This is a genomic window from Streptomyces sp. BK340, assembly GCF_007827595.1.
Taxonomy (GTDB): domain Bacteria; phylum Actinomycetota; class Actinomycetes; order Streptomycetales; family Streptomycetaceae; genus Streptomyces.
In genome coordinates this window covers 1-22,193 of record NZ_VISR01000025.1, presented here as the reverse complement: position 1 = coordinate 22,193, position 22,193 = coordinate 1, and the positions used below count along the sequence as shown (strand labels likewise).

Genomic DNA, 22,193 nt, shown 5'->3' with positions numbered 1-22,193 from the left:
GGTGTCGCGGAGGCGGGCGGAGCGGGCGAGCAGGCGGCCGCGCGGGCCGTCGGCGGACCCGCCCGGGGCGCTGCCCGGCGCCTGGCCGCTCACAGCTGCTCCGCCAGCCGGTCGAGGAGGGGCAGCGTGGCGCGCAGGGCGTCGCGCTCCTGTGGGGTGAACCCGTCCAGGGCCTGGGCGAGCCGGGCCACGGACTCGGAGCGGCGCTCCGCCAGCACGGCGCGGCCCGCGTCGGTGATCGACACGACGGCCCGCCGTCCGTCGGCCGCGTCGGGGGTACGGCTGACCAGTCCGCGCTGTTCGAGCCCGGCGAGCGTGGTGGCCATCGCCTGGGGGCGGACGCGCTCCAGCTCGGCGAGCGAACCCGGCGAGTCCGGCCCGGCGGTGGCCAGCCGGGACAGCACGGACACACCGGAGAGGGTCACGTCCCCGACGGCGTGCGCCTGGCGCAGCCTGCGGACGGTCCGGCCCATGGCCAGCCGCAGCGCGGCCGCGAGCGCCGTGTTGTCCTGCGGCGGGCCCGGGGGGCGGGTGCCGTTCTCGGTCCTGTTCTCCACGTCCACGTTTACTAACAATAGGTTTATCAGTCTGGACTGTTCAACCAAGTGTGAGTAATCGATGCGGGCCGGGGCGGTTAGGCCTTGGGCCACGACCGGTCGTCGGGTTCCGGGGGCGGGTGGGGTGGCGGGAGCTCGCCCGCGGTGAGGTGTTCCAGGACCTGCGCCAGTTCCTGGCAGGCCTGCTCGACGGAGCGGCGGGTGTTGCGCTGCTCGGTGATGACGGCCGACAGCAGCAGCGCGGTGAGGGCCATCGCGCCGTTGAAGGCCTGGAGTTTCGCCATGACCTCGATCCGGGTCAGCCCCGCGAACGCCCCGACGCCGTCCGTCGCGGCGACGGTGGCCAGCACGGACGTGACCAGCGCGCAGAGCATGCTGCCCACGAGCTGGAAGCGCAGGGCGGCCCAGATGATCAGCGGATACACGAGGAAGAGCAGGCTGATCGAGCTGTAGGCGGCCAGCGGTACGACACAGAAGGTCACGATCGCCAGCGCGGTGGCCTCCTTCCAGCGCACGAGCGGCGGCGGCCAGCGGGACCTGAACAGCAGCAGCAGCAGGAGCGGGGTGACGATCAGGACCCCCATCGCGTCGCCCACCCACCACCCCAGCCAGACGGCCCAGAAACTGTGTTCGGCCAGCTTGCCCGTGAGGACGAGGAGGCCGACGCCGATGGTCGCGCTGATCAGCATGGCGGTCAGCGCGCCGAGGAACACCAGGGCGAGGCCGTCACGCAACCGGCCGAGGTCGGTGCGGAAGCCGGCGCGGCGCAGCAGCAGCGCCGCGCACACGGGCGCCGCGGTGTTTCCGACCAGGAAGCCCAGCACGTCGATGCTGGGGGTGATCAGGTACAGGATGGCGCCGAGCGCCCCGATCGCGACTCCGGGCCAGCAGCCCAGCCCGAAGATCAGCAGGGCGGCGACGGCGACGCCGGTGGGCGGCCAGATGGGGGTGAACACGGAGCCCTCGACGACGAGCCGGCGCAGGAGCCCGAGCCGCGCCGCGCCGTAGTAGCAGGCCGCGACGGCCAGCACCCGGACGACGTAGCCGCCGGGCCGGCGCAGATCCTCGAAACCCACCACAGCAGCAATCTCACACCGATGGCCCGCAGCCGGCGAGGCGAGGGCCGTCCGGTCCCGCTCTATGGCTGAAAGCCGGGCTTCAGGGCGCCCCACCGGTCGGACAGCCACGCCCCCGGCCCGTCGAGGCCCACGACGAGCACGGCGGCGTCGTCCTCGTGCCCCACGCTCTCCGCGCCCTTGATCACGGCCGCGGCCAGCGCATGCGCCTCAAGTCCCGCGACGGCAGCGATGCCCGCGAGCCGCACCACCTGGTCCAGGCCGTCCTCGATGCTCAGCGACGGGCCCTCCACGACACCGTCGGTGAGCAGGACGAACACCCCGCCCGTGGTGAGCCGGTGCCGGGTCACCGGGTACTCCATCCCCGGCTCGACGCCCAGCGGTGGCCCGCCCTGGTCGTCCACCACGCCGGACTTCCCGTCCGCCGTGGCCCAGATGAACGGGATGTGCCCGGCCCGCGCGCTCTCCAGCACGCCCGTGGCCGGGTCGAGCCGCAGGAAGGTGCAGGTGGCGAACAGGTCGCTGCCCAGGGAGAGCAGCAGCTCGTTGGTCCGGGCGAGGAGTTCGCCCGGCTCGCTGGTCACCGAGGCGAGGGCACGCAGCCCGGCCCGGACCTGGCCCATGAAGGCGGCGGCCTCGATGTTGTGGCCCTGCACGTCGCCGATGCACAGCCCGACGAGGCCCTCGGGCAGGGCGAAGGCGTCGTACCAGTCGCCGCCCACGTTGAGGCCGTGGCAGGCGGGTGCGTACCGGACCGCGAGGTGCAGGCCCGGGGCGGCGGGCAGGTCCCGGGGCAGCATGCCGCGCTGCAGCGCGATGGCCAGCTCGACCTGGGTGCGCTGCAGCTCCGCGCGCTCGCGTGCCTGGGCGGTGAGCGAACCGAGTCTGGCCAGCAGCTCGTCGCCGTCGTCCGTGGAGCGCTTGCGGGGCATCGGTCACTCCGGATGGGCGGTGGCCCGTCAGGGCAAACGTCTAGATTTTACCGTTATTGAATGATCCCGCCTCAGGGGAATCCGCCCCTGGGACCGACGGTCACCGAGCGCCCCGCACGACCAGCCCCCGGGCACCGAGAGCCGCCGCCCACACCAGCAGCGGGAACGCCGCCACCCGTTCCATGCCGCCCATGCCGAGCCCGAGGTACTGGTGGGAGAGGAAGAGCACGAAGGCTGCGAGTGCCACGACGCCGAGCAGTCCGCTCCCCCACCGCAGCGGACGGGGCAGGTCCAGGGCGGCACCCGAGAGCAGCAGACCGAGGTTGCCGGTCGCCATGATCAGCAGGGCGCCCAGGACGTGCTGGTTCTCGTGCATGTCCGCGGGCGCGAGCCCGGCCAGCACGAACCCGGCACCGGCACCGGCCAGCAGCAGCCGGGAGGCGGTCGCGGCCGCGCCGCGCCGCCACAGGGCACCGGTCAGCAGGACACCGGCGGCGAACAGCACACCGAGGGTGACGAACGAGACGTTCATCAGCGCGTGCTCGGGCGAGCAGACGTAGCGCGGTTCGGGGTCCGGCTGCCAGGCACAGTGCGCGTTGCCCAGATCACTGATGTTGTTCCGCGCCCAGCTGTACGGCCTCGCCCACGCCGACCCGGCTACGCCCTGCAGGACGAAGAACTGCGCCACACCCACGACCCACGCCGCACACCCCCACCGATACCGCACCTGTCCGCCACCCCTCGGCCGCCCTCGATCGAATCCGGTGCCCACAGCCGATCACGCGGCGGGCACCCGGGGCACTGCGGCAGACCCCCGGAAGGGGGGTGAGGATTTCCCCATGTGTGCGGCTCAGCCGTACCGGGCCCGTCGTCCGTGCGGCGGACGCCCCCTCACATCCATCCGTCCAGCGCAGACATGAACCCCTCGAAGTCGTCCCGGTAGAGGGTGTGCCCCGCCCCCTGGACGGTGCGGATCTCGAAGCCCCTCCGCGCCAGCTCCCCCGCCGCCTCCGGGGACACCAGACGGCTGGGGTCGGCCAGCACGACCAGTGAGGGCACCACCGGGCGGGCCGGGGTCCGGCTGACCGCGTAGGCGTCGGGGAGGGCGTGGGCGGTCGTGGGGTCCCAGACGGCGAGCGTGGCCAACTCGATCTCCACGTCGGCCTCTTCCCACCGCGGGTTGAAGCCGGTGATCATCGCACGGGGCGCGTCCTTGAAGGACGGGAAGGCGATGGCGGCCGCGGCGGCGTTGCCGCCCAGCTCCCAGGCCGGGTCGCAGTAGACCGCCCGGTCCGGTACGAGGCGCTCGACGGCGAGGGCCAGCGCCATGGCACCGAGCGAGTGGCCGATCGCCAGCTCCGGGCCCTTGGGCAGGGTTTCCACGAGATCGTCGGCCCAGATCTCGGCGCCGTACTCCCCCCGGCCGCTCGCACCGTGCCCGCGCAGATCCACGCCGATGACCCGGTAGCCCTTGTCCGCCAGCGCCGGCGCGACCCGGCGCCAGGTCCTGTGGTCGGACATGATCCCGTGGACCAGGACAGCGATCCGGTCCCCGGTCCCCCACTCGCGGGTGTGCAGCTTCATCGACACGCCTCTCTCGTCAGGACTCCGCACGATCTTTCCGGTGAACCCACCCCGGATCCAGCCGATTCCGGGTGCGGCAGCCGTGTTTCCCGTGCAGGACGGCCGCTTTCCGCCCGTACCCGGGTCGCCCGGCGGGTCACAGCGGGGAGTGGGCCACGACCGTCACGTAGGCGCCGTACAGCAGGGACACGACGGCCAGGGCGCCGCCGACGAGCAGGGCCTGGGCCGGGCGTACCCGCCAGGTGCGGGCGAGGGCACGGGCCGGAGGGATCAGCAGGGGGAAGACCGGCAGCAGGAAGCGCGGCTTGGACGAGAACGAGCCGGAGCCGCCGACCACGAGCAGGATCAGAACCGCCGCGAAGACGACCAGGGCGAGCGGGGCGCGGTCCAGGCAGAGCAGCCCGAAGAGGACGACGGAGACCGCGACGATCATCAGGGCGGCCGGGTAGACGAAGCCGCCGCCGTGCAGGAACAGCGCCCTGAGGAAGCGCAGGGCGCCGGCGCCGAAGTCGAAGCGCGAGTCCCAGGCGCTCTGGATCTTGAAGTAGCCCCCGAGCGGGTCGCCGGTCTGCTGCCCCACCCACAGGACGTAGGCGAGCCAGCCCAGCGGGGCGATCAGGGCGCCGGCCCACAGGGTCGCGGGTACCCGGCCGCGCTGCCGCAGCACCTCCTGCGCGGCGGCGAGGCCGACGGCCGCGGCCACCGCGAATCCGGTCGGCCGGGACAGACCCGCCAGCGCGGCCAGCGAACCCGCCCACAGCCAGCGGCCCCTGAGCACGCAGTACAGCGACCAGACGGCGAGCGCGGCGAAGAGGGACTCGGTGTAGGCGATGGTCAGCTCGACGGAGTGCGGCAGGACGGCCCACAGTCCGACCAGGGCGGTGGCGACGGCACGCCCGTACAGGTGGTGGGCGAGGACGTAGATGCCGTGGGCGGCCACGCCCGCGGCGGCCCAGGCGACGAGCAGCGCGGCCTGGCCGGGGGTGAGCGGGAGGACGGTGGTCAGGGCCCGGATGAGCCCGGGGTAGAGCGGGAAGAACGCCCAGTCGGCCTGCACCCCGCCGCTCTGGGTGATCCAGATGAGGTGCCCGTAGCCGTGGGAGGCGATGTGCAGGTACCAGCGGGAGTCCCAGGAGTGGGCGAGGCTCCTGACCAGCGGGTGCCCGGTGAGGTGGTTGGCGACGATCACGACGAGGATGCCGGCGGTGCGGACCGCCGCGAACAGTGCGAGGGCCGGCAGGGCGCCTTCGGGGAACCGGTGCCGGGCTACGAGGGGCAGGGAGGGGCCGCGGAAGGTGCGGGACGGGGCGGCCGGCTCGGGGCGGGGTACGGAGGACGTGATCACCCTCAGACCATGGTCACGGCGGTGCGGGCGCGCAAATCACGACCCGGGTTTCTTACGGTCTTCCACCCTGATTCAGGACCCCCGTAAAGACCCGAACCGGTTGTTGTTATCATCTGAGCGCTGCCTAGCTCGAAAGATGGATCTGTGACTGTCAACGACGACTCGTTCACCAACTGGAAGAACCGCGAGGAGATCGCGGAGTCGATGATCCCGATCATCGGGAAGCTGCACCGCGAGCGGGACGTGACGGTCCTGCTGCACAGCCGCTCCTTGGTGAACAAGTCGGTGGTCAGCATCCTGAAGACGCACCGCTTCGCCCGGCAGATCGCCGGCGAGGAGCTCTCGGTCACCGAGACGATGCCCTTCCTGCAGACCCTCACCACCCTCGATCTCGGCCCGTCCCAGATCGACATCGGCATGCTCGCCGCCACCTACCGGACCGACGACCGCGGTCTGTCGGTGGCCGAGTTCACCGCCGAGGCCGTCGCCGGCGCCACGGGTGCCAACAAGATCGAGCGCGGTGCCGGCCGCGACGTCGTCCTGTACGGCTTCGGCCGCATCGGCCGCCTCGTCGCCCGCCTGCTGATCGAGAAGGCCGGGTCCGGCAACGGCCTGCGCCTGCGCGCCATCGTCGTCCGCGGTGGCGGTGAGGCGGACCTCGTCAAGCGCGCCTCGCTGCTGCGCCGCGACTCGATCCACGGCCAGTTCAACGGCACCATCACCGTCGACGAGGCGACCGGCACGATCGTCGCCAACGGCAACGCGATCAAGGTGATCTACGCCAACGACCCCTCCGAGGTCGACTACACGGCGCACGGCATCAAGGACGCCATCCTCATCGACAACACCGGCAAGTGGCGCGACCGCGAGGGCCTCTCCAAGCACCTGCGCCCCGGTATCGACAAGGTCGTCCTGACCGCGCCGGGCAAGGGTGACGTCCCGAACATCGTCCACGGCGTCAACCACGACACCATCAAGCCGGACGAGCAGATCCTGTCCTGCGCGTCCTGCACCACCAACGCGATCGTCCCGCCGCTGAAGGCGATGGACGACGAGTTCGGCGTCCTGCGCGGTCACGTGGAGACCGTCCACTCGTTCACGAACGACCAGAACCTGCTGGACAACTACCACAAGGCCGACCGCCGCGGCCGCTCCGCGCCGCTCAACATGGTCATCACCGAGACCGGTGCCGCCTCCGCCGTCGCCAAGGCGCTGCCGGACCTCAAGGCCCCGATCACCGGCAGCTCGATCCGCGTCCCCGTCCCGGACGTCTCGATCGCCATCCTGAGCCTGCGCCTGGGCCGTGAGACCAGCCGCGACGAGGTCCTCGACTACCTGCGCGACGTCTCGCTGAACTCGCCGCTGAAGCGCCAGATCGACTTCACCACCGCCCCCGACGCCGTCTCCATGGACTTCGTCGGCTCGCGCCACGCCTCGATCGTCGACGCCGGCGCGACCAAGGTCGACGGCGACAACGCCATCCTCTACCTCTGGTACGACAACGAGTTCGGCTACTCCTGCCAGGTCGTCCGGGTCGTCCAGCACGTCTCGGGCGTCGAGTACCCGACGTACCCGGCCACGGCGGTCTGACGCCGGGGACCCGCGTGACACGTGCGGCCGCCGACCGGGGTTCCGGTCGGCGGCCGTTCCGCTCGGGCGCGGGCGGTCAGGCCGCCGAAGGCCTGGCGCAGGCGCCCGCGGCGCACGCCGTGAGCCACTGGTCGAAGTCGGCGTCGTAGCGGTTGCCGATGCCGTCGTGGTAGACGGCATATCCGCCGGCGTAGTCACCGGCACGGAAGCGGTCGAGCATGCGCCGGACGTCGTCGGGGTGCCGCTCGGTCATGTAGCGCACGGCGAGGTAGCCCCACGGGTAGGTGCGGGTCACGTCGCTGTTGGCGTAGGTGTTCTCGAACAGGGTGCTCAGCCGGTACGTGTGCTTGGCGGCCTCCTGGATCGCCTGGTCGTCGGCGAGGCCCCGGTAGCTGTAGGAGACGTACTCGGCGACGCCCTCGATCCACCACACGTCGGGCACCGAGGTCTGCCGGGTGAAGTCGCCCTTCATGTCGTCGCGGCCGTCGAGGAAGTGCGTGTACTCGTGGTTGAGGTTCCAGATCCGGGCCACGAAGCCGTCGTCGTAGTTCTTCTGGTACATGATCGACGTGACGTGGTTGGCCGGGTCGGAGGGGTCGCCGTCGAGGGTCATACCGCCGTTGTCGGTGCTGATGCCGTAGATCGGGCCGGCGTAGGTCTGGTAGTCGCTCCGGCTGGCGAAGACCACGAGCCGGATCGTGGACACGTACTGCCCGGGTATCGCTCCGTCGGCCTTGACCACGCCGCGGAAGTAGGTGCTCTGGTTCAGCACGCTGGCGCAGGCGGCGTCGAGGTCGGCGGCGGTCAGGGACTGGGCGAGGATCGTGACGTTCGCGTCGCACTGGCGGCTGACCGGCAGGACGGCCCTGGTGAGCTTCGCCGGCAGGTCGCAGACGTCGTAGTAGGAGCAGTCGGCGCTGTCGTAGTAGTTGGCCTGTGTGGCCACGGCGACCCAGAGCCCGGCCGTGGGGCCGGTGATCGCGGTCTGGTCCAGCAGATCCTTGGTCAACGGCTGCACGGTCTCGCGCAGTTCCGGGTGCTCGACGTAACGGGCCAGGTTCATCCCGGCGTTGGAGTCCAGGAAGGCCAGATCGGTGCCGAGCTGGTCGGTGTTGGCCAGCGCGAAGTCGTACAGGGTGTCGATGACGCGCGGGTCGGCGTCGACCGCCTGCACGTACGCCGGGTTCCAGTTGCCGCGCCACAGCGGCGTGTAGACGTCGTTGACGGCCCTGACCATGCTGTCGACGGCGTCGTAGGAGCTGTCGTAGTCGCCCAGCAGCCGCCGGTAGACGTACAGATAGCGGCCCTGCTGGTCGGCGCTGTCGGTGAGGATGACGGTCTCGCCGAGGATGTCGCCGTTCGCGGCCGTCACGTCCCGGGAGCGCGAGCGGGCGAAGAAGGTGTCCAGGCCGCCCGTGACGGCGGTGGTGAGCCGGGAGGTGTACGACCCGACGTCGCCGGGGTGGTTGAACTGCACGTAGTAGCCCGCGCGGAGGAAGAGGACGAGCTGCAGCAGGCTGCCGGAGTTGTCGCCCTGGTACTGCCCGGCCGTACGCGTGAACGCGTTGGCCACGGACAGCATCTGCGCCTGGCGGAAGATGTCGCGCGCGTCCCTGCCGGTGACCGAGAAGAGGGTGTTCACGCAGTCCGTGGAGGACGCCTTCACGAACGAGACGAGGGCGGAACCGGTACGGCTGCCGAAGTCGGCCGGAGTGCAGGAGGCCGCCTTGGTCACGCCGTGCGGCGCGGTCTCCATGCTGCGGGTGAACGTCGGTGCATGGGGCGGGAGTTGGGCGGGGCTGAGGCTCTTCGCCTGGGTCGCGGGGCGTTCGTCGGCACCGGCGGTCGGGCCGGTGGGAGGTGGTGCCGGGGCGTGCCTGCCGGAAGTGTGCGCGGCGGTACCGGAGTTCGGCCGGGGTGCTGCCAGCGCCGGGGTGGACAGCAGGCCGGCCACGGTGACGCAGACGGCGGCGGCGCCGGCCATGCGTCTGGGCAGCGCGAAGCGATAGCGCATCGGGATTCCTCCACGAAGGGATGCGCCTCTGTGGGGTGTTGAGGCGTGTGTGGCACTGTCTCAGCGCGCCACCCGCACAACAATGGCGTGTGACATAGCACATGACACTACGGGCCCATAACATCGCGGCCCGCCGCGCCGGCGGCCGCTACGCCCCGGCGATGCTCCAGGTCCGCGATGCCCAGGTCCTCAAGTGCGGAGCCTGGGCGACCAGATCGCGGTAGGCGCCGAGGGCCGACTGGAAGAGCGTCTCCACGACGTCTGCGGTGACGGTGTCGGGACGCCAGGCCAGCACATACCGGCACCACAGCGGGGAGCCGGCCAGCGGCTTGACCGTGACGTGCGGGATCGGGCGCAGCGTCGGCTGCACCAGGGAGACACCGAGGCCGTCGGCGATCATGCTCTGCAGCTGGGTCTGGTCGCCGAGGAACTCGTGAACGGCGACGGGCTGGAACCCGGCCGCGGCACAGGCGTCGTAGAACACCCCGGGCCAGCCGGCGCCGTCGTCCGGGGTCACGAACCAGTCGTCCTCGGCCAGGTCGGCCAGCTGCACCTGGGCGGACTGGCGCAGACGGTGGCGCGAGGGCAGGGCGACGAACGTCGGCTCGGTGACGATCCCGCGATGTTGCACGGCGGAGGAGTGCCGCAGCTCCATGCCCGGGTAGTCGGCGGCGATGGCAGCGTCCACCGTGCCCTCCTCCAGCAGTTCGACGATCCGCGAGGAGGCGTAGACGCTGGTCACGGCGAGGGAGAGATCCGGCAGCCTGGTGCGGACGCGGGACACCGTGCCGGAGAGCATGGGCGAGTTGGTCGCGGCCACGCGCAGCGTACGGCGCGGCCGGGCGGAGGCGGGGCGGTGGCCGATGGCGTCGGCGCGGGTCAGCACGTCCCGGGCCTGGGCGACCACCTCGGCGCCGTAACGGGTGGGCCGCACTCCGCTCGCGCTCCGCTCGAAGAGCGGCTCACCCAGGTGGCGCTCGATGCGTCTGAGCTGGGTGCTCACGGCAGGCTGCGAGTACCCGAGGTGCGCTGCGGCACGGCCCACGCTGCCCGCGTCGGCGATCGCGCACAGCACTCGCAGGTGCCGAAGCTCCAGCTCCATCGGTCCACTCCCCGTTTCGTCCCACGGCCGGCTCCGGGAGACTGTCCGTCTCCCAGGAAACCCATGCTCACAGCTTCGCCGACCGTGGTCGCGGCCGGCGGAGGGAAGCGTTCCATCGCACGAACACACACACAAGTCGCGGGTCGGCGTCCGTCACGTTCCGTACATCCACCGGCACGGGGGGGCGCACCCCGGCGTCAGCGCCGCTGGAGCACGTCCGCGACCCGGATGAAACCGTCCGTGCCGTGCCCCAGGCCGATGACCCGGCGGGCCATGCCCTCCGTGGATCCGAACGTGTGCGGAGTGACCGCCGCGATCGCGGTGATCGACGGCAAGTGGAAGACCACGCTGCTGTGGCTGCTGGAGTCCGGTCCGCACCGGCCGGGCGAGCTGCGGCGCCGGCTGCCGGGGCTGAGCGAGAAGGTGCTGACTCAGGCGCTGCGCGAGATGGAGTCGGACGGGCTGGTGCACCGGGAGGTGCACGACGTGCTGCCGCCGAAGACCGTGTACTCGCTGACCGGGTTCGGCCGCGACCTGGCCGAGGCCCTGGGGCCGCTGTCCGACTGGGGCCACCGCCGCCTGGAGCGGCTCGTCGCGCCCCGGCCGGCTTCCTGACGCCCTGTCGCCCTCACCTCCACTCCCTCTGCCCGGCTACCCCTGACCTCGGAGAACAGCCTCTCCCGGCGGGGCGGGGCTGCCAAGTACCCACAAAAAAGTGGGTGTTCGCGACCGGCCTCCACTTCGCCGCCGGCCTCCGGCCCACGGTCGGCTTGGTCCCCGCCGACCACGTGGCGATGCCCAACGCACCGAGCCCGGCTACATCCCTATCCAATTTGCCTAAAAGGTTTAGGTAACTGCATAATCAATTTCGGCAAATGGGAGGAAGATTATGGTGCGCGCAGGACTGACCGCGGAGCGTCTCGTCCGTGCGGGAGCGGAGCTGGCCGACGAGGTGGGCTTCGAGCAGGTGACGGTGTCCGCGCTGGCCCGGCGTTTCGACGTCAAGGTCGCCAGCCTGTACTCGCACCTGAGGAACTCCCAGGAGCTGAAGACCGGGATCGCCCTGCTCGCGCTGGAGGAACTCGCCGACCGCGCCGCCGAAGCGCTGGCCGGCCGGGCCGGCAAGGACGCCCTCCGGGCCTTCGCGAACGTCTACCGCGACTACGCCCGCGAGCACCCCGGCCGCTACGAGGCCGCCCGGTTCCGGCTCGACCCGGAGGCCGCCGCCGCGAGCGCGGGCGGCCGGCACGCCCAGATGACCCGGGCGATCCTGCGCGGGTACGACCTGGCCGAGCCCGACCAGACCCATGCGGTCCGGCTGCTCGGCAGCGTCTTCCACGGCTACGTCAGCCTCGAGTCGGCCGGCGGGTTCAGCCACAGCGCACCCGACTCGCAGGAGTCCTGGACCCGGATCCTGGACGTCCTCGACGCACTGCTGCGCAACTGGCCGGCGCCCTGACTCCCCCTCCGCCCCTTCTACCGACAGGCTCGCACCGATGTCCTCGTACGACTGGTTCACCGTCCCCCTGACCGCCGACCTCGTACGCGGCGCCCTCGACCTGGAACGCACCGGACACGGACTGCTGCCGCACCGGCTTCCGGCCCGGGCTCGGGCCCAGTGCGCCGACCCGCAGCTGCACATGGTGGAGTCCCAGCCGTCGGGCGTACGGCTGGCCCTGCGCACGCGTGCCACCGCCGTCGAGCTCGACACGCTGCCGACCAAACGGGTCTACGTCGGCGCCCCGCCGCGCCCGGACGGCGTGTACGACCTGCTCGTCGACGGCCGCCCGGCCGGCAGCGCGTCCGTCACCGGCGGCAACACCCTGACGATCGACATGGCCGCCGGCACCGCCGAGCGGCGGCCCGGCCCGGTCGGCACCGTGCGCTTGACCGGCCTGCCGGCCACGGTGAAGGACGTCGAGATCTGGCTGCCGCACAACGAGACCACCGAGCTGGTCGCCCTGCGCGCCGACGCGCCCGTCGAGCCGGTGCCGGACCGGGGCCGCAAGGTGTGGCTGCACCACGGCAGTTCCATCAGCCACGGCTCCGACGCCGCGAGCCCCACCACCACGTGGCCGGCGCTCGCCGCTTCCCTCGGCGGGGTGGAGCTGATCAACCTCGGCCTGGGCGGCAGCGCCCTCCTCGACCCGTTCACCGCGCGCACGCTGCGCGACACTCCCGCCGACCTGATCAGCGTCAAGCTCGGCATCAACGTGGTCAACGCCGACCTGATGCGGCTGCGCGCTTTCGGCCCCGCCGTCCACGGCTTCCTCGACACCATCCGCGAGGGCCGGCCGGACACCCCCCTCCTCGTGATCTCGCCGATCCTGTGCCCCATCCACGAGGACACGCCCGGCCCGTGCGCCCTGGACCTCGGCTCCCTGGGTTCGGGGCAGTTGCGGTTCCGGGCCACCGGCGATCCGGCGGAGCGGGCGTACGGCAAGCTCACCCTCACGGTCGTCCGGGAGGAGCTGGCCCGGATCGTGCGGCAGCGGGCGGCCGAGGACCCGCACCTCCACCACCTCGACGGCCGCGACCTGTACGGAGAGGCCGACAGCGCCGAACTGCCGCTGCCCGACGACCTCCACCCGGACGCCGCCACGCACCGCCGGATCGGCGAGCGCTTCGCCGCGCTGGCCTTCGCCCCGGGCGGCCCCTTCGCGGACGGCGCCCTCTGACCCGCAGCGGTCCGCCGGGGCGTCACACGAGGTGGGCGAAGACCACCAGGTTGTCGGTGTAGTCCCCCACCGAGTGGTCGTAGTCACCCGCGCAGGTGATGAGCCGGACCTCGGGGCGCGCCGTGTCGGCGTACACGCGCTTGCTCGGGAAGTCGTCCTTGGCGAAGGTCTCCGTGTCGTCCACGACGAAGTTCGCCCGCCGCCCGTCGGCCCGGTCGACGGAGAACCGGTCGCCGGTCTCCAGCTGGTCGAGGTTGGCGAAGACGGCCGCGGAGGTCACCGTGTCGACGTGCCCGGCGATGACCGACGTGCCCGCCTCCCCGGGCGAGGCGCCGTCGGAGTACCAGCCGACCAGGTTGGTGTTGGCCGTCGGCGGGGGTTCGAGCTGCCCGGAGGGGCCGAGGGTGAGGGCGGCGAAGGGTGCGTCCACGGAGATCTTCGGGATGAGGAGCCGGAGCGGCACGGAGTGGGGCAGCGGCAGGCCTGCCTGGTGGGAGTCGCCCGTCGCGGCACCGGTCGCGCCCGCGGTACGGGATACGTCCGGGGTGCCGTTCACCCCGTGATGCCCGCCGAACAGGCTGACGGCGAGGACGGCGATCGCCACGCCCCACAGGGTCAGGCGGCCGCCGAATCCGGGGGTCGGCTCGTCCGTCGCCGCTTCGTCGGGGGGCGGGGAGGAGGGATCTGCTGCCATCGGACACCACCTCACTCGGGCACGGCAGCAAGCGGATCGGGGTTGGGGGGCGGGCCGCCGGCACGGTGTGCGCCGACGGCGGCCGCATCCCCTGGCATGCGGGAGTCCGGTCAGGACGCCGGCTCGGCGGCCTTCTTCCGGCGCAGTGCGTACATGCCGGTGGCGCCTACCGCGAGCACGGCGAGCCCGCCCGCGGTGACACCGGGCGTGGCGAGGGCGCCGCCTCCGGTGTGCATGCCGCCGCGCGGCTTGTCCTGGTCGTCACCGCCGCCGCCCCAGTCGTCCTTGTCTCCCTTGCCGCTGCCGCTGCCGCTGTCCTCCTTGTCTCCCTTGCCGCTGTCTCCCTTGCCGCCGCTGTCCTCGTCCTTGTTCTTGTAGGTCTCGGGGTCGAACCTGCTGTCGTCGCTGCTCGAACTCCAGTCGTCGTCACCCCGCACCGCGGCGAGGGCACCGCCGCCCGTGTGCATTCCGCCGCGCGGCGAGTCGTGGCTGCCACCGCTGTCGCGGTCCGTGCTGTAGTCGTTGTCGTTGTCGCTGTCCGACCCCTTGCCGTGGTCGCCGCCGGAGCCCTTGCCGTGGCCGCCGCCGGAGTCACTGTCGTTGCTGGAATCGCTGTCTTGGTTCCTGCTGTACGAGGAGTCGTCACGGCCGCCGTCGTCCCCACCCGACACGGCGAACACGGCGCCGGGTGCGGCAAAGGAGAGGGCGGCCGCGGCGGCAGCCGTGGCGAGCAGGATGCGGGCAGAACGCATGTCGAGGTCCTTCCGCCGTGGCCGGGCAGCGGATTCGACATCGGCTCGATGAACCCGGCCTCGACATGAACCACCGTCAGCCAGCCGGTTGCCGCGCACCATCCGGGCCGCCCAGCCGTGTCATCGCTCCACCCGTCTGTCCCATCGACACGCCGCAATGCCCCTCGTTCGGACCAGTTCCCGTCACCCGCCCGCCCGCCGCTCGGCCGGCGCCGTCAGTGGCCCACGGAGAACGTCGCGTCCGCCCGGCCCGGTCCAGGTGCCCGAGGCCCGGTCGGTGCTCTGCCGGGCGTAGCAGACGCCGTTCGTCGTGCACGTGTCTCCCCACAGCCACCAGGTGTCCGAGGTCGGGGACTTGACGATGATGGGGTGGTCCGGCGATCCGTCACGGCACGGCGGCACCCCCCCTGCCGCTCGCCCCGCCGAGAACGAGAAGGAGCCGTGCCATGCCCTCCCCCGCAGCCGTGCTCGGACGCGGCATCCGCCGACTGCTCACGGCATCGCTGGGTGCCCTGGCCGGGATCGCCGTCGTCGCCGCCCCGGCCCGGGCCGACGTCGGAGATGTGACGGAGTTTCCGATCACCACCACGGCCGACACCCTCCCCGCCGGCCTCACCACGGGACCGGACGGGGCCGTGTGGTTCGCGGCGCCAGGAGTCGGGCGGATCGGACGGGTCACCGTCGAGGGCAAGGTCACCGACTTCCCCACCTCCGGTCCGGACAGCTTCCCGCTCGGCATCACCACGGGCGCGGACCAGGCCCTGTGGTTCACCGAGGGCAGGGCGAACAGGATCGGCCGGATCACCACCTCCGGACAGCTCACGGAGTTCCCGGTACCGACGGCGGACGGCTTCCCGGCCGGGATCGCGTCCGCACCGGACGGCGCCCTGTGGTTCACCGAGGCGGACGGCGACAGGATCGGCCGGATCACCGCCTCCGGCCGGATCACCGAGTACCCGGTCCCGACCCCGAGCGCCTGCCCGAACTCCATCGCGGCGGGCGGGGACGGAGCGCTGTGGTTCACGGAGCTGACCGGCGGGAAGATCGGGCGGATCGACGGCTCCGGCCGGATCACCGAGTTCGCGCTGCCTTCCGCGTCCGGCTTTCCCGACGACATCGTCACCGGCCCCGGCGGCATGTGGTTCACCACGTCCGGTTCGGACTCGGTCGACCGGATCGACTCCACCGGACACGTCACCGGGATCGCGCTGCCCGGCCCGGACAGCAGTCCCAGCGGCATCACCCTCGGCCCGGACGGGCAGGTGTGGTACGCCGACCAGGCCGGCCGGATCGGTCACGTCGACACGGCCGGCAGGATCACCGTCTTCCCGGTGCCGGGCGGCGCGGACACGGTGCCGTTCCGCATCGCCGCCGGTCCCGACCACGGGGTGTGGTTCACGGGGCTGCTCGGCAATGTCGTCGGGCGCGTCCAGGCCCTGCCCGAGTGATCACGAGGAGCGGGAAACCGACCCGAACCCGCTTGTTATGACAGCAGTCACAACGCAGGCTGGTGCCGGCAGCGCAACAGGCCGACACGGTGGGAGGAAGCAGTGGCGGGCGGGACGGCACGGACGATGTGGGAGCGCTACGAACCGGTGCACGATCTCGTGTACTTCGCGCCCGAGGCGCGGCAGGCGGCGGACCGGCTGGGGATGCGCGGGTTCTGGATGGGGTACTTCGCGCTGCGGGCGGCTCCGCTGGGCGCGGTGTCGCCGTCCGTGGTCACCGGATCCTTCTTCGTCTTCCACCCCGCCCGGGTGGCCCGTGCGCTGCCCGACGCCTGGGGGTACGCGGCTCCTGAGGAGGTGCTGGCGGCCCGCGGGGAGGCCATGGACGCGGCCATGACCCGTCTGTTCGGGCCGGAAGTGACGGGCTCGGCGGAGCTGGCGGAGGCGGCCGATCTCGCGTGGGAGGCGGCGGCCGCGGCGGACGTTCCGGGACGGGTGCTGGCCGCGGCCAACCAGGCGCTGGAGCGGCCCGAGCGGCCGACGGTACGGCTGTGGCAGGCCCTGACGACCCTGCGCGAGCACCGGGGCGACGGGCATGTCGCCGTTCTGGTGGGCCTGGGGCTCGGGCCGGTCGAGGCCATGGTGCTCAAGGCGGCCGCCGGGGAGTCGGACGGGGCGTTCCTGCGGGAGACCCGCGGATGGGAGCCGAAGGACTGGGCGGCGGCCGAGGCCGCCCTGCGGGAGCGCGGCTTCCTCGCCGAGGACGGATCGCTGACCCGCGCGGGTGTCGCCGGGCGCGCGCACATCGAGATGCGGACCGACGAGGCGGCCGAGCGCCCGTGGACCGCGCTCGGTGCGCAGCGCACCGCACGCCTGGCCGAGCTGCTGGAGCCGCTGGCCCGCACCGTCGAGGACTCGGGGCTGCTGCCGCCCGGCAATCCGGTCGGGCTGACACGACGGGAGTCCGCACGCCGGTGACGGTGGCGCATGTCGGCGTCCCCGTCCGGGGTTCCGGACCGGGGACGCCGTACGGGACGTACGGGGAGCCTGTGGGTTACCAGGCCACCGGGAGCCGTTCGGGGATCCGCTTCATGAAGCCGGTGCGCCACACCAGTTGACTCGGCGGCACCGCGAGCGCGAGGTCCGGCAGGCGTTCGAGCAGGACCTCCAGGGCGATCCGGGCGTGTGCGCGGCCGAGTGCGGTGGCGGGGCAGTAGTGGGCGCCGCCGCCGAAGGAGAGGTGGTCGGCGGTGTTGTCACGGTGGACGTCGAAGCGGTGCGGGTCGGGGAACTTCTCCGGGTCGAGGTTGGCTCCCTCCACCAGGACCAGGACGAGTTCGCCCCGGCGGACCCGCACGTCGCCGAGCAGGACGTCCTCCAGGGCGAGGCGCGGCAGGGCGTCGCCGATGGAGAGGTTCACCCGCAGCAGCTCCTCCACGCCCGGACCGATCAGGTCGGGGCGGTCCCTGAGGAGGTCCCTGGCTATGGGGTGGGTGAGCAGGTAGACCAGGGCCATGGCGAGGAAGCCCGAGGTGGAGATGGTGCCGGCTCCGAACATGGTGACGCCGACGGTGGCCAGCATCTCGTCGGTGAGGTGTGCGTAGTCGGGGTCGTCGCGCAGGGCGGCGAGTTCGCCCATCAGCCCGTGGGTGGCCGGGTCGTCGAGCAGGGCGGTCATCCGGGTGATGTCCCGGTCCCAGTTGATCTTCGCGCCGGTGATCGGGCACGCCGAGTTCATGAAGGCGATGTCGAGGCTGCGCAGGAAGGCCGGGGCCTCGGTCTGCGGGATGCCGAGGATGCGGCAGTGCATGCCCGCCGAGTACGGCTCGCAGAACGCGTCGCGCAGGTCCACCGTCGGCCCCTCGGCCTCCATCAGGTCCACCAGGCGGTGGGCGTCCTCGCGCAGCCGGGCCAGCAGGCCGGGGGCCTTGGGGTTGAGCGCCTTCAGCACCGCCCGGCGCAGCCCCGCCCCGGTGATGTTGCCCATGTTGTTCACGACCTCGGGCGGGATCGTGAGCGCGTACTGGCGGGGGACGCCGGGCGCGGAGGTGTCCTTGAGGGAGAAGCGGTCGTCCTTGAGAACCTGCCGGCACAGGTCGTAGGAGGAGACCAGCCACGCCTCGTCGCCGGCGATGGTCCGCACGCGCCGGACGGGAGTGGCGGCGCGCAGCTCCTCGACCTCGGCCGGCACACGGGTGCCGTCCCAGGAGAACGGGAAGTCCGGCGGCGGCGTTTCGGTGCGGATGTCGGGGGCGGTGGTCATGCCGCGGCTCCTTGCTGGGCGGCGGGCGTCACGATGGCGTGGCCCTGGTTTCGGGAGGCGCGCAGTCCGGCGCCGCGGGAGTACAACAGCTCGGCCATCGGCAGCAGCTGGTGGTAGCAGTTGAGCGACGAGGGCACCTTGAGGATGGCGGGGGTGTCCAGGAACAGGGGCGCCTCGGCGCACACGTACTCCAGGCACACCTCGCGCTGCCGCTCGCTCGTCCGCTCGCCGCGGGCCGACAGGAAACGGCTCACCAGGGCGTTGCAGACGCGCCGGAAGTCGCCGTCGGACGTCAGCCGGTGCTTCAGCTGCCGGTGGATCTCCTGGTAGGCGGGGTTGGTGCGGAAGGCCGACATCGGGTGCCAGTCGAGCCGGGTACCGTCCGGGTCGGTCTCCGTCACCGCGTCGCGGACCTTCGCGCGCACGCCCCGCAGATTCTTCACGGCCTTGCGGCGGGCCTCGTCCGGCGGGTAGCCGGACGCCTCGTACATCTCGGCCACGTACAGGTCGGTGTAGACGAAGTCGACCCTGTCGAAATGGTCCAGTCCCCAGCGGGCGAGGTCGTGCAGGCGTTGGGCGGAGAAGTAGCTGTTGCCCGGCGACACGCCGATGACGGCGTGTGCGCCCTCGCCGAAGATGACTTCGCAGTGGGAGGTGTAGGGCTGAACCTCGAAGACGTCGGCCATCAGCACGGATGCTGTGGTCAAGGGGGATAACCCTCCGCCGCTCGCTAGTCCCGTCAGGGCCCTGTGCCCCTGGTGTGGCGACGCGGCGCCCTCACGCTAGTCGTACGGCATCAACACGGGTAGTTACTGCCTGGGTTTGGCTGAAATAAGTCGTATCAACCGTCGAAGCGCCCTCAGAGGAACCTCATTTGCGGGGCCGTACGCTGGGGCCGTGGTCAACCGAGACGAGGATCCGGGACAGGCGGCGTCACGGCTCACCGGGCGCCGGGTCACAGCCACGCGGACGCCGTCCGGGTCGCCCGCCGAGGTGACACTGGAGGACGGAACGGCATTGATGGTCAAGCGTGGCGGGGCCCCGGGCGCCGTACGCGCCGAGGTCGCCGGGCTGCGCTGGCTCGGCGCCGCGGGTGCGGTCCGGGTACCGGAGGTGCTCGGCCACGACGAGCGGTGGATGGTCACCGAGCGCGTGCCGACCGGGCAGCCCGACGGCGCGGCAGCGTTACGTTTCGGCCACGCCCTCGCGGCCCTGCACGCCGCCGGGGCACCGGCGTTCGGCGCACCGCCGCCGGGTGGGCCGCAGGAGGCGTACATCGGCCTCGCGCCCATGCGCAACACGCCCGGGCACGACTGGCCCGGCTGGTACGCCGAGCACCGCGTGCTGCCGTATCTGCGCGGCGCGGTGGACGCCGGCACGATCCGGCCCGGGGAGGCCGCCGTGATCGAGCGGGTCTGTGCGCGGCTCCCGGATCTCGCCGGACCGGCCGAACCGCCCGCCCGGCTGCACGGCGACCTGTGGAACGGGAATGTGCTGTGGGCCACAGACGGGGCGGTCCGGATCATCGACCCGGCGGCGCACGGCGGACACCGGGAGACCGACCTGGCGATGCTCCAGTTGTTCGGCTGCCCGCATCTGGAGCGGGTGCTGGCGGGGTACCAGGAGGCGGCACCGCTGGCCGACGGCTGGCGGCGGCGCGTCGGCCTGCACCAGCTCTTCCCGCTGCTGGTGCACGTGGTGCTGTTCGGCCGCGGCTATGCCGAGCAGACCCTCGCCGCGGCCCGCGGCGCCCTCACGGAGTGAAACGGAACGCAAGGCACCGCACACCCGTGGGCGGACCGCGCAACTCCTCTGAACCGAGGTGACGTCCTCCTGTCTGGTACCCCGAACGAACCCTCTCCGGACCCCGGTTACGGAGTGTAAGGAAACCAACCACCCGTTCGATTCGTATAAGGACGTGAAAGCCGAATCAGGGAGAGACCATGCAACCGTTCACGCTCAACTACGCGCGCCCCGCTGTGCAGTTGGACGTCACCGCTCCGTACGCGTACGACTCCGGACTGCAATTGAACGTCCTCCCGGACGGGCGGATCGCCGCCACCGACCACGCGACTCTGAGGGCACTGGGGACAACGACCTCCACGGCCGGCTCCAAGACTCACTTCGACGACTGAACGCGGGCCTGTGCGAGATGACCGTGCTCATCCTGACCACTGAAGAGGACGTGACGGCGGACATGGTGGTCCTCCAGTTGGGCCGGGCCGGCGTGCCCGTGGTCCGGCTCGATCCCGCCGACCTCACCAACGGCGTGGCACTGTCGGGCGAGTACGTGCAGGGCGCCTGCCGCGGGCACCTGTCCGTCGGCGGGCGCCTCGTGAGCATGAACGGCCTGCGCTCCATCTGGGTGCGCAGGCCGGGTGACGCGGCCCTGCGGGCCGGCCAGCCCTCCGCCTGGCTGACCGAGGAGTCCGCCCAGGCGCTGTACGGCATGCTGCGCTGTACCGGCGCGCGCTGGATGAACCATCCGGACGCGGCCCGCCGGGCCCGCCACAAGCCCTGGCAGCTGCGGCTCGCCCAGCTCAGCGGGCTCGCCGTGCCGGCCACCCTGATCACCACGTTCCCGCAGGCGGCCCGGGAGTTCGCCGAGCGGTTCCCGGACCTGGTGGTCAAGCCCGTCTCCGGCGCGCATCCCCAGGAACCGCCGCGGGCGGTGCCCACCAGCCGGGTCGCGCCGGACGCGGACTTCGCGGCCGTCGCCTTCGGTCCGACCCTGCTGCAGCGGCGGATCCCCAAGCGGGCCGACATCCGGCTCACGGTCGTCGGCGAGCGGCTGCTGGCCGCGCGCAAGCCGGCCGACCCGGACGGCCACCCCGACGACATCGACGTCCGCTTCGCCCCGTCGGTCTCCCCCTGGCTCCCGGCGGAAGTGCCCCCGCGCGTGGCCGAGGCCGTCCTCCGCTACATGAAGGACGCCGAACTCGCGTACGGTGCCTTCGACTTCGCCGAGGACTCGGACGGGATCTGGTGGTTCCTGGAGTGCAACCAGTCGGGCCAGTTCGGCTTCGTCGAGATGGACACCGGCCAGCCGATCGCCGAGACCATCGCGATGTGGCTGGCCGGGCACGGAGACCATGCGGCGTCGTACGTCGACGGCGACCGGAACACGGCATCGTGAGGCCGTGGCGACCGGCCCGCGGAAAGGAACGCGAGATGCGCATCGGACTGCTGGGAACCGGCCCGTGGGCCCAGGCGGCCTACGCCCCCGCGCTCGCCGGGCACACCGGTCTGGACTTCGCCGGGGTCTGGGGCCGCCGCCCGGAGGCGGCCACCACGCTGGCAGAGCAGTGCGGCGTCGGTGCGTACGACGACGTGGACGCGCTGCTCGCCGACGTGGACGCGGTGGCGGTGGCCCTTCCCCCCTCCGTACAGGCCGAGTTGGCCGTGCGGGCGGCGCGGGCGGGCCGTCATCTCCTCCTGGACAAGCCGCTGGCGGTGGGGGTCGCCGAGGGGCGGGCCGTGGCCGAGGCCACGGAGCGGGCCGGGGTGGCCTCGGTCGTGTTCTTCACCACACGCTTCCAGAAGGAACCGGAGGCATGGATCGACGAACAGGCCGCCGCGACTGGCTGGTTCACGGCGCGGGCGCAGTGGCTGGGGGCGGTGTTCACGAGCGACAGCCCGTTCGCGGCCTCCCCGTGGCGGCGGGAGAAGGGGGCGCTGTGGGATGTGGGACCGCATGCCCTGTCGGTCCTGCTCCCGGTCCTCGGCGACGTACGGCAGGTCCTGGCGGCGGCGTACGGTCCCTCCGACACCGTGCACCTGGTCCTCGACCACGCCACGGGCGCGTCCAGCACGCTCACGCTGAGCCTGACGGCACCGCCCGCGGCGGCCGGGGCCGACCTCGAACTGCGGGGCGAGGCCGGGGTGTCGCTCCTGCCGAGAAGTTCCGAGGGCGCCGTGGCCGCCCTCACCCGCGCCGCCGACGCCCTGCTCGCCGCCACCCGCACCGGCCGCCCGCACCCCTGCGACGCCGCGTTCGGCCTGCGGGTCACCGAGATCCTGGCGGCGGCGGAGGCGAAGCTGACCGGGGAACCGGCCTCCTCCCTCGCCTAGGCCCTGTCGTCAAATTCCCGTCTGCCCCACGACGCCTGGCACGCACTCTCGCCGCACCGGGCGAAAGCCCAAGTACGTCCAGTACGA

Annotated in this window: 22 protein-coding genes; 10 read left to right on the top strand and 12 right to left on the bottom strand. The window is 72.2% G+C overall.

Annotated elements, in window-relative coordinates:
- Positions 1–89: 89 nt before the first annotated feature.
- The 6 genes from FB157_RS33890 to FB157_RS33865 all read right to left on the bottom strand — a co-directional run bounded on the left by FB157_RS33890 (position 90) and on the right by FB157_RS33865 (position 5,494).
- Positions 90–473, bottom strand: a complete 384-nt coding sequence (locus FB157_RS33890) for a MarR family winged helix-turn-helix transcriptional regulator (RefSeq protein WP_145884621.1) — start codon at positions 471–473, stop codon at positions 90–92.
- 161 nt (positions 474–634) lie between these two features.
- Positions 635–1,636 carry an MASE1 domain-containing protein gene (locus FB157_RS33885; RefSeq protein WP_145884506.1) on the bottom strand — a complete coding sequence of 334 codons (1,002 nt, stop codon included), beginning with the start codon at positions 1,634–1,636 and terminating at the stop codon, positions 635–637.
- Between the two features lie 59 nt (positions 1,637–1,695).
- Positions 1,696–2,565, bottom strand: a complete 870-nt coding sequence (locus FB157_RS33880) for a PP2C family protein-serine/threonine phosphatase (RefSeq protein ID WP_145884505.1) — start codon at positions 2,563–2,565, stop codon at positions 1,696–1,698.
- Between the two features lie 100 nt (positions 2,566–2,665).
- Positions 2,666–3,259, bottom strand: a complete 594-nt coding sequence (locus FB157_RS33875; protein WP_186581814.1) for a DUF998 domain-containing protein — start codon at positions 3,257–3,259, stop codon at positions 2,666–2,668.
- 197 nt (positions 3,260–3,456) lie between these two features.
- Positions 3,457–4,149, bottom strand: a complete 693-nt coding sequence (locus tag FB157_RS33870) for an alpha/beta fold hydrolase (RefSeq protein WP_145884503.1) — start codon at positions 4,147–4,149, stop codon at positions 3,457–3,459.
- A gap of 136 nt (positions 4,150–4,285) precedes the next feature.
- Complete coding sequence (locus tag FB157_RS33865; protein ID WP_186581813.1) at positions 4,286–5,494, bottom strand: hypothetical protein; 1,209 nt, start codon at positions 5,492–5,494, stop codon at positions 4,286–4,288.
- A gap of 144 nt (positions 5,495–5,638) precedes the next feature.
- On the opposite strand from FB157_RS33865, the gene FB157_RS33860 reads away from it, so the two are divergent.
- Positions 5,639–7,084, top strand: coding sequence for a glyceraldehyde-3-phosphate dehydrogenase (locus FB157_RS33860; protein WP_145884501.1), 1,446 nt, complete (start codon positions 5,639–5,641; stop codon positions 7,082–7,084).
- Between the two features lie 76 nt (positions 7,085–7,160).
- Here FB157_RS33860 and FB157_RS33855 read toward each other — a convergent pair whose 3' ends face one another.
- Both FB157_RS33855 and FB157_RS33850 read right to left on the bottom strand, forming a co-directional pair.
- Positions 7,161–9,098: a collagenase gene (locus FB157_RS33855; protein WP_145884500.1), complete on the bottom strand. Its 1,938-nt coding sequence runs from the start codon at positions 9,096–9,098 to the stop codon at positions 7,161–7,163.
- 148 nt (positions 9,099–9,246) lie between these two features.
- Entirely contained in the window at positions 9,247–10,200 is a 954-nt protein-coding gene (locus tag FB157_RS33850) for a LysR family transcriptional regulator (protein WP_145884499.1), read from the bottom strand.
- Between the two features lie 273 nt (positions 10,201–10,473).
- Between FB157_RS33850 and FB157_RS33845 the strand changes: the two genes are divergently transcribed.
- The 3 genes from FB157_RS33845 to FB157_RS33835 all read left to right on the top strand — a co-directional run bounded on the left by FB157_RS33845 (position 10,474) and on the right by FB157_RS33835 (position 12,878).
- Entirely contained in the window at positions 10,474–10,815 is a 342-nt protein-coding gene (locus FB157_RS33845) for a winged helix-turn-helix transcriptional regulator (RefSeq protein WP_398947679.1), read from the top strand.
- A 274-nt stretch (positions 10,816–11,089) separates the two neighbouring features.
- Positions 11,090–11,659, top strand: coding sequence for a TetR/AcrR family transcriptional regulator (locus FB157_RS33840; protein WP_145884497.1), 570 nt, complete (start codon positions 11,090–11,092; stop codon positions 11,657–11,659).
- A gap of 37 nt (positions 11,660–11,696) precedes the next feature.
- Positions 11,697–12,878, top strand: coding sequence for a GDSL-type esterase/lipase family protein (locus FB157_RS33835; protein ID WP_145884496.1), 1,182 nt, complete (start codon positions 11,697–11,699; stop codon positions 12,876–12,878).
- Between the two features lie 22 nt (positions 12,879–12,900).
- Here the strand turns inward: FB157_RS33835 and FB157_RS33830 are convergent, their stop codons facing one another.
- Both FB157_RS33830 and FB157_RS33825 read right to left on the bottom strand, forming a co-directional pair.
- A complete protein-coding gene (locus tag FB157_RS33830) occupies positions 12,901–13,572 on the bottom strand; it encodes a class F sortase (protein WP_145884495.1) in 672 nt (223 codons plus the stop codon).
- 110 nt (positions 13,573–13,682) lie between these two features.
- On the bottom strand, positions 13,683–14,324 hold the full coding sequence (locus tag FB157_RS33825) for a hypothetical protein (RefSeq protein WP_145884494.1): 642 nt from the start codon (positions 14,322–14,324) through the stop codon (positions 13,683–13,685).
- Between the two features lie 446 nt (positions 14,325–14,770).
- On the opposite strand from FB157_RS33825, the gene FB157_RS33815 reads away from it, so the two are divergent.
- Positions 14,771–15,772, top strand: coding sequence for a hypothetical protein (locus FB157_RS33815; RefSeq protein ID WP_145884492.1), 1,002 nt, complete (start codon positions 14,771–14,773; stop codon positions 15,770–15,772).
- A 102-nt stretch (positions 15,773–15,874) separates the two neighbouring features.
- On the top strand, positions 15,875–16,750 hold the full coding sequence (locus FB157_RS33810) for an SCO6745 family protein (protein WP_145884491.1): 876 nt from the start codon (positions 15,875–15,877) through the stop codon (positions 16,748–16,750).
- Between the two features lie 76 nt (positions 16,751–16,826).
- Here FB157_RS33810 and FB157_RS33805 read toward each other — a convergent pair whose 3' ends face one another.
- Positions 16,827–18,035 (bottom strand): cytochrome P450, encoded by a 1,209-nt coding sequence (locus FB157_RS33805; RefSeq protein WP_145884490.1) that lies wholly within the window; start codon positions 18,033–18,035, stop codon positions 16,827–16,829.
- Positions 18,032–18,742 (bottom strand): tRNA-dependent cyclodipeptide synthase, encoded by a 711-nt coding sequence (locus FB157_RS33800; protein ID WP_261386711.1) that lies wholly within the window; start codon positions 18,740–18,742, stop codon positions 18,032–18,034. Before FB157_RS33800 ends, FB157_RS33805 begins: the two co-directional genes overlap by 4 nt.
- A gap of 190 nt (positions 18,743–18,932) precedes the next feature.
- Between FB157_RS33800 and FB157_RS33795 the strand changes: the two genes are divergently transcribed.
- From FB157_RS33795 to FB157_RS33780, 4 genes are all read left to right on the top strand, one after another.
- Positions 18,933–19,799, top strand: coding sequence for a fructosamine kinase family protein (locus FB157_RS33795; protein WP_145884489.1), 867 nt, complete (start codon positions 18,933–18,935; stop codon positions 19,797–19,799).
- A 179-nt stretch (positions 19,800–19,978) separates the two neighbouring features.
- On the top strand, positions 19,979–20,170 hold the full coding sequence (gene tgmA, locus FB157_RS33790) for a putative ATP-grasp-modified RiPP (protein WP_014670659.1): 192 nt from the start codon (positions 19,979–19,981) through the stop codon (positions 20,168–20,170).
- 17 nt (positions 20,171–20,187) lie between these two features.
- The gene (tgmB, locus tag FB157_RS33785; protein WP_145884488.1) at positions 20,188–21,171 is read left to right on the top strand and encodes an ATP-grasp ribosomal peptide maturase; all 984 of its coding nucleotides are present in this window, start codon (positions 20,188–20,190) and stop codon (positions 21,169–21,171) included.
- 35 nt (positions 21,172–21,206) lie between these two features.
- Positions 21,207–22,106, top strand: coding sequence for a Gfo/Idh/MocA family protein (locus FB157_RS33780; RefSeq protein ID WP_145884487.1), 900 nt, complete (start codon positions 21,207–21,209; stop codon positions 22,104–22,106).
- Positions 22,107–22,193: the final 87 nt, after the last annotated feature.

Bases quoted from the DNA above. Each gene is read 5' to 3' on its own strand.
- FB157_RS33890 (WP_145884621.1), bottom strand. From the start codon at position 473: ATGGGCCGGACCGTCCGCAGGCTGCGCCAGGCGCACGCCGTCGGGGAC.
- FB157_RS33880 (WP_145884505.1), bottom strand. From the start codon at position 2,565: ATGCCCCGCAAGCGCTCCACGGACGACGGCGACGAGCTGCTGGCCAGA.
- FB157_RS33870 (WP_145884503.1), bottom strand. From the start codon at position 4,149: ATGAAGCTGCACACCCGCGAGTGGGGGACCGGGGACCGGATCGCTGTC.
- FB157_RS33855 (WP_145884500.1), bottom strand. From the start codon at position 9,098: ATGCGCTATCGCTTCGCGCTGCCCAGACGCATGGCCGGCGCCGCCGCC.
- FB157_RS33850 (WP_145884499.1), bottom strand. From the start codon at position 10,200: ATGGAGCTGGAGCTTCGGCACCTGCGAGTGCTGTGCGCGATCGCCGAC.
- FB157_RS33845 (WP_398947679.1), top strand. From the start codon at position 10,474: ATGCCCTCCGTGGATCCGAACGTGTGCGGAGTGACCGCCGCGATCGCG.
- FB157_RS33840 (WP_145884497.1), top strand. From the start codon at position 11,090: ATGGTGCGCGCAGGACTGACCGCGGAGCGTCTCGTCCGTGCGGGAGCG.
- FB157_RS33835 (WP_145884496.1), top strand. From the start codon at position 11,697: ATGTCCTCGTACGACTGGTTCACCGTCCCCCTGACCGCCGACCTCGTA.
- FB157_RS33830 (WP_145884495.1), bottom strand. From the start codon at position 13,572: ATGGCAGCAGATCCCTCCTCCCCGCCCCCCGACGAAGCGGCGACGGAC.
- FB157_RS33825 (WP_145884494.1), bottom strand. From the start codon at position 14,324: ATGCGTTCTGCCCGCATCCTGCTCGCCACGGCTGCCGCCGCGGCCGCC.
- FB157_RS33815 (WP_145884492.1), top strand. From the start codon at position 14,771: ATGCCCTCCCCCGCAGCCGTGCTCGGACGCGGCATCCGCCGACTGCTC.
- FB157_RS33805 (WP_145884490.1), bottom strand. From the start codon at position 18,035: ATGACCACCGCCCCCGACATCCGCACCGAAACGCCGCCGCCGGACTTC.
- tgmA (WP_014670659.1), top strand. From the start codon at position 19,979: ATGCAACCGTTCACGCTCAACTACGCGCGCCCCGCTGTGCAGTTGGAC.
- tgmB (WP_145884488.1), top strand. From the start codon at position 20,188: ATGACCGTGCTCATCCTGACCACTGAAGAGGACGTGACGGCGGACATG.
- FB157_RS33780 (WP_145884487.1), top strand. From the start codon at position 21,207: ATGCGCATCGGACTGCTGGGAACCGGCCCGTGGGCCCAGGCGGCCTAC.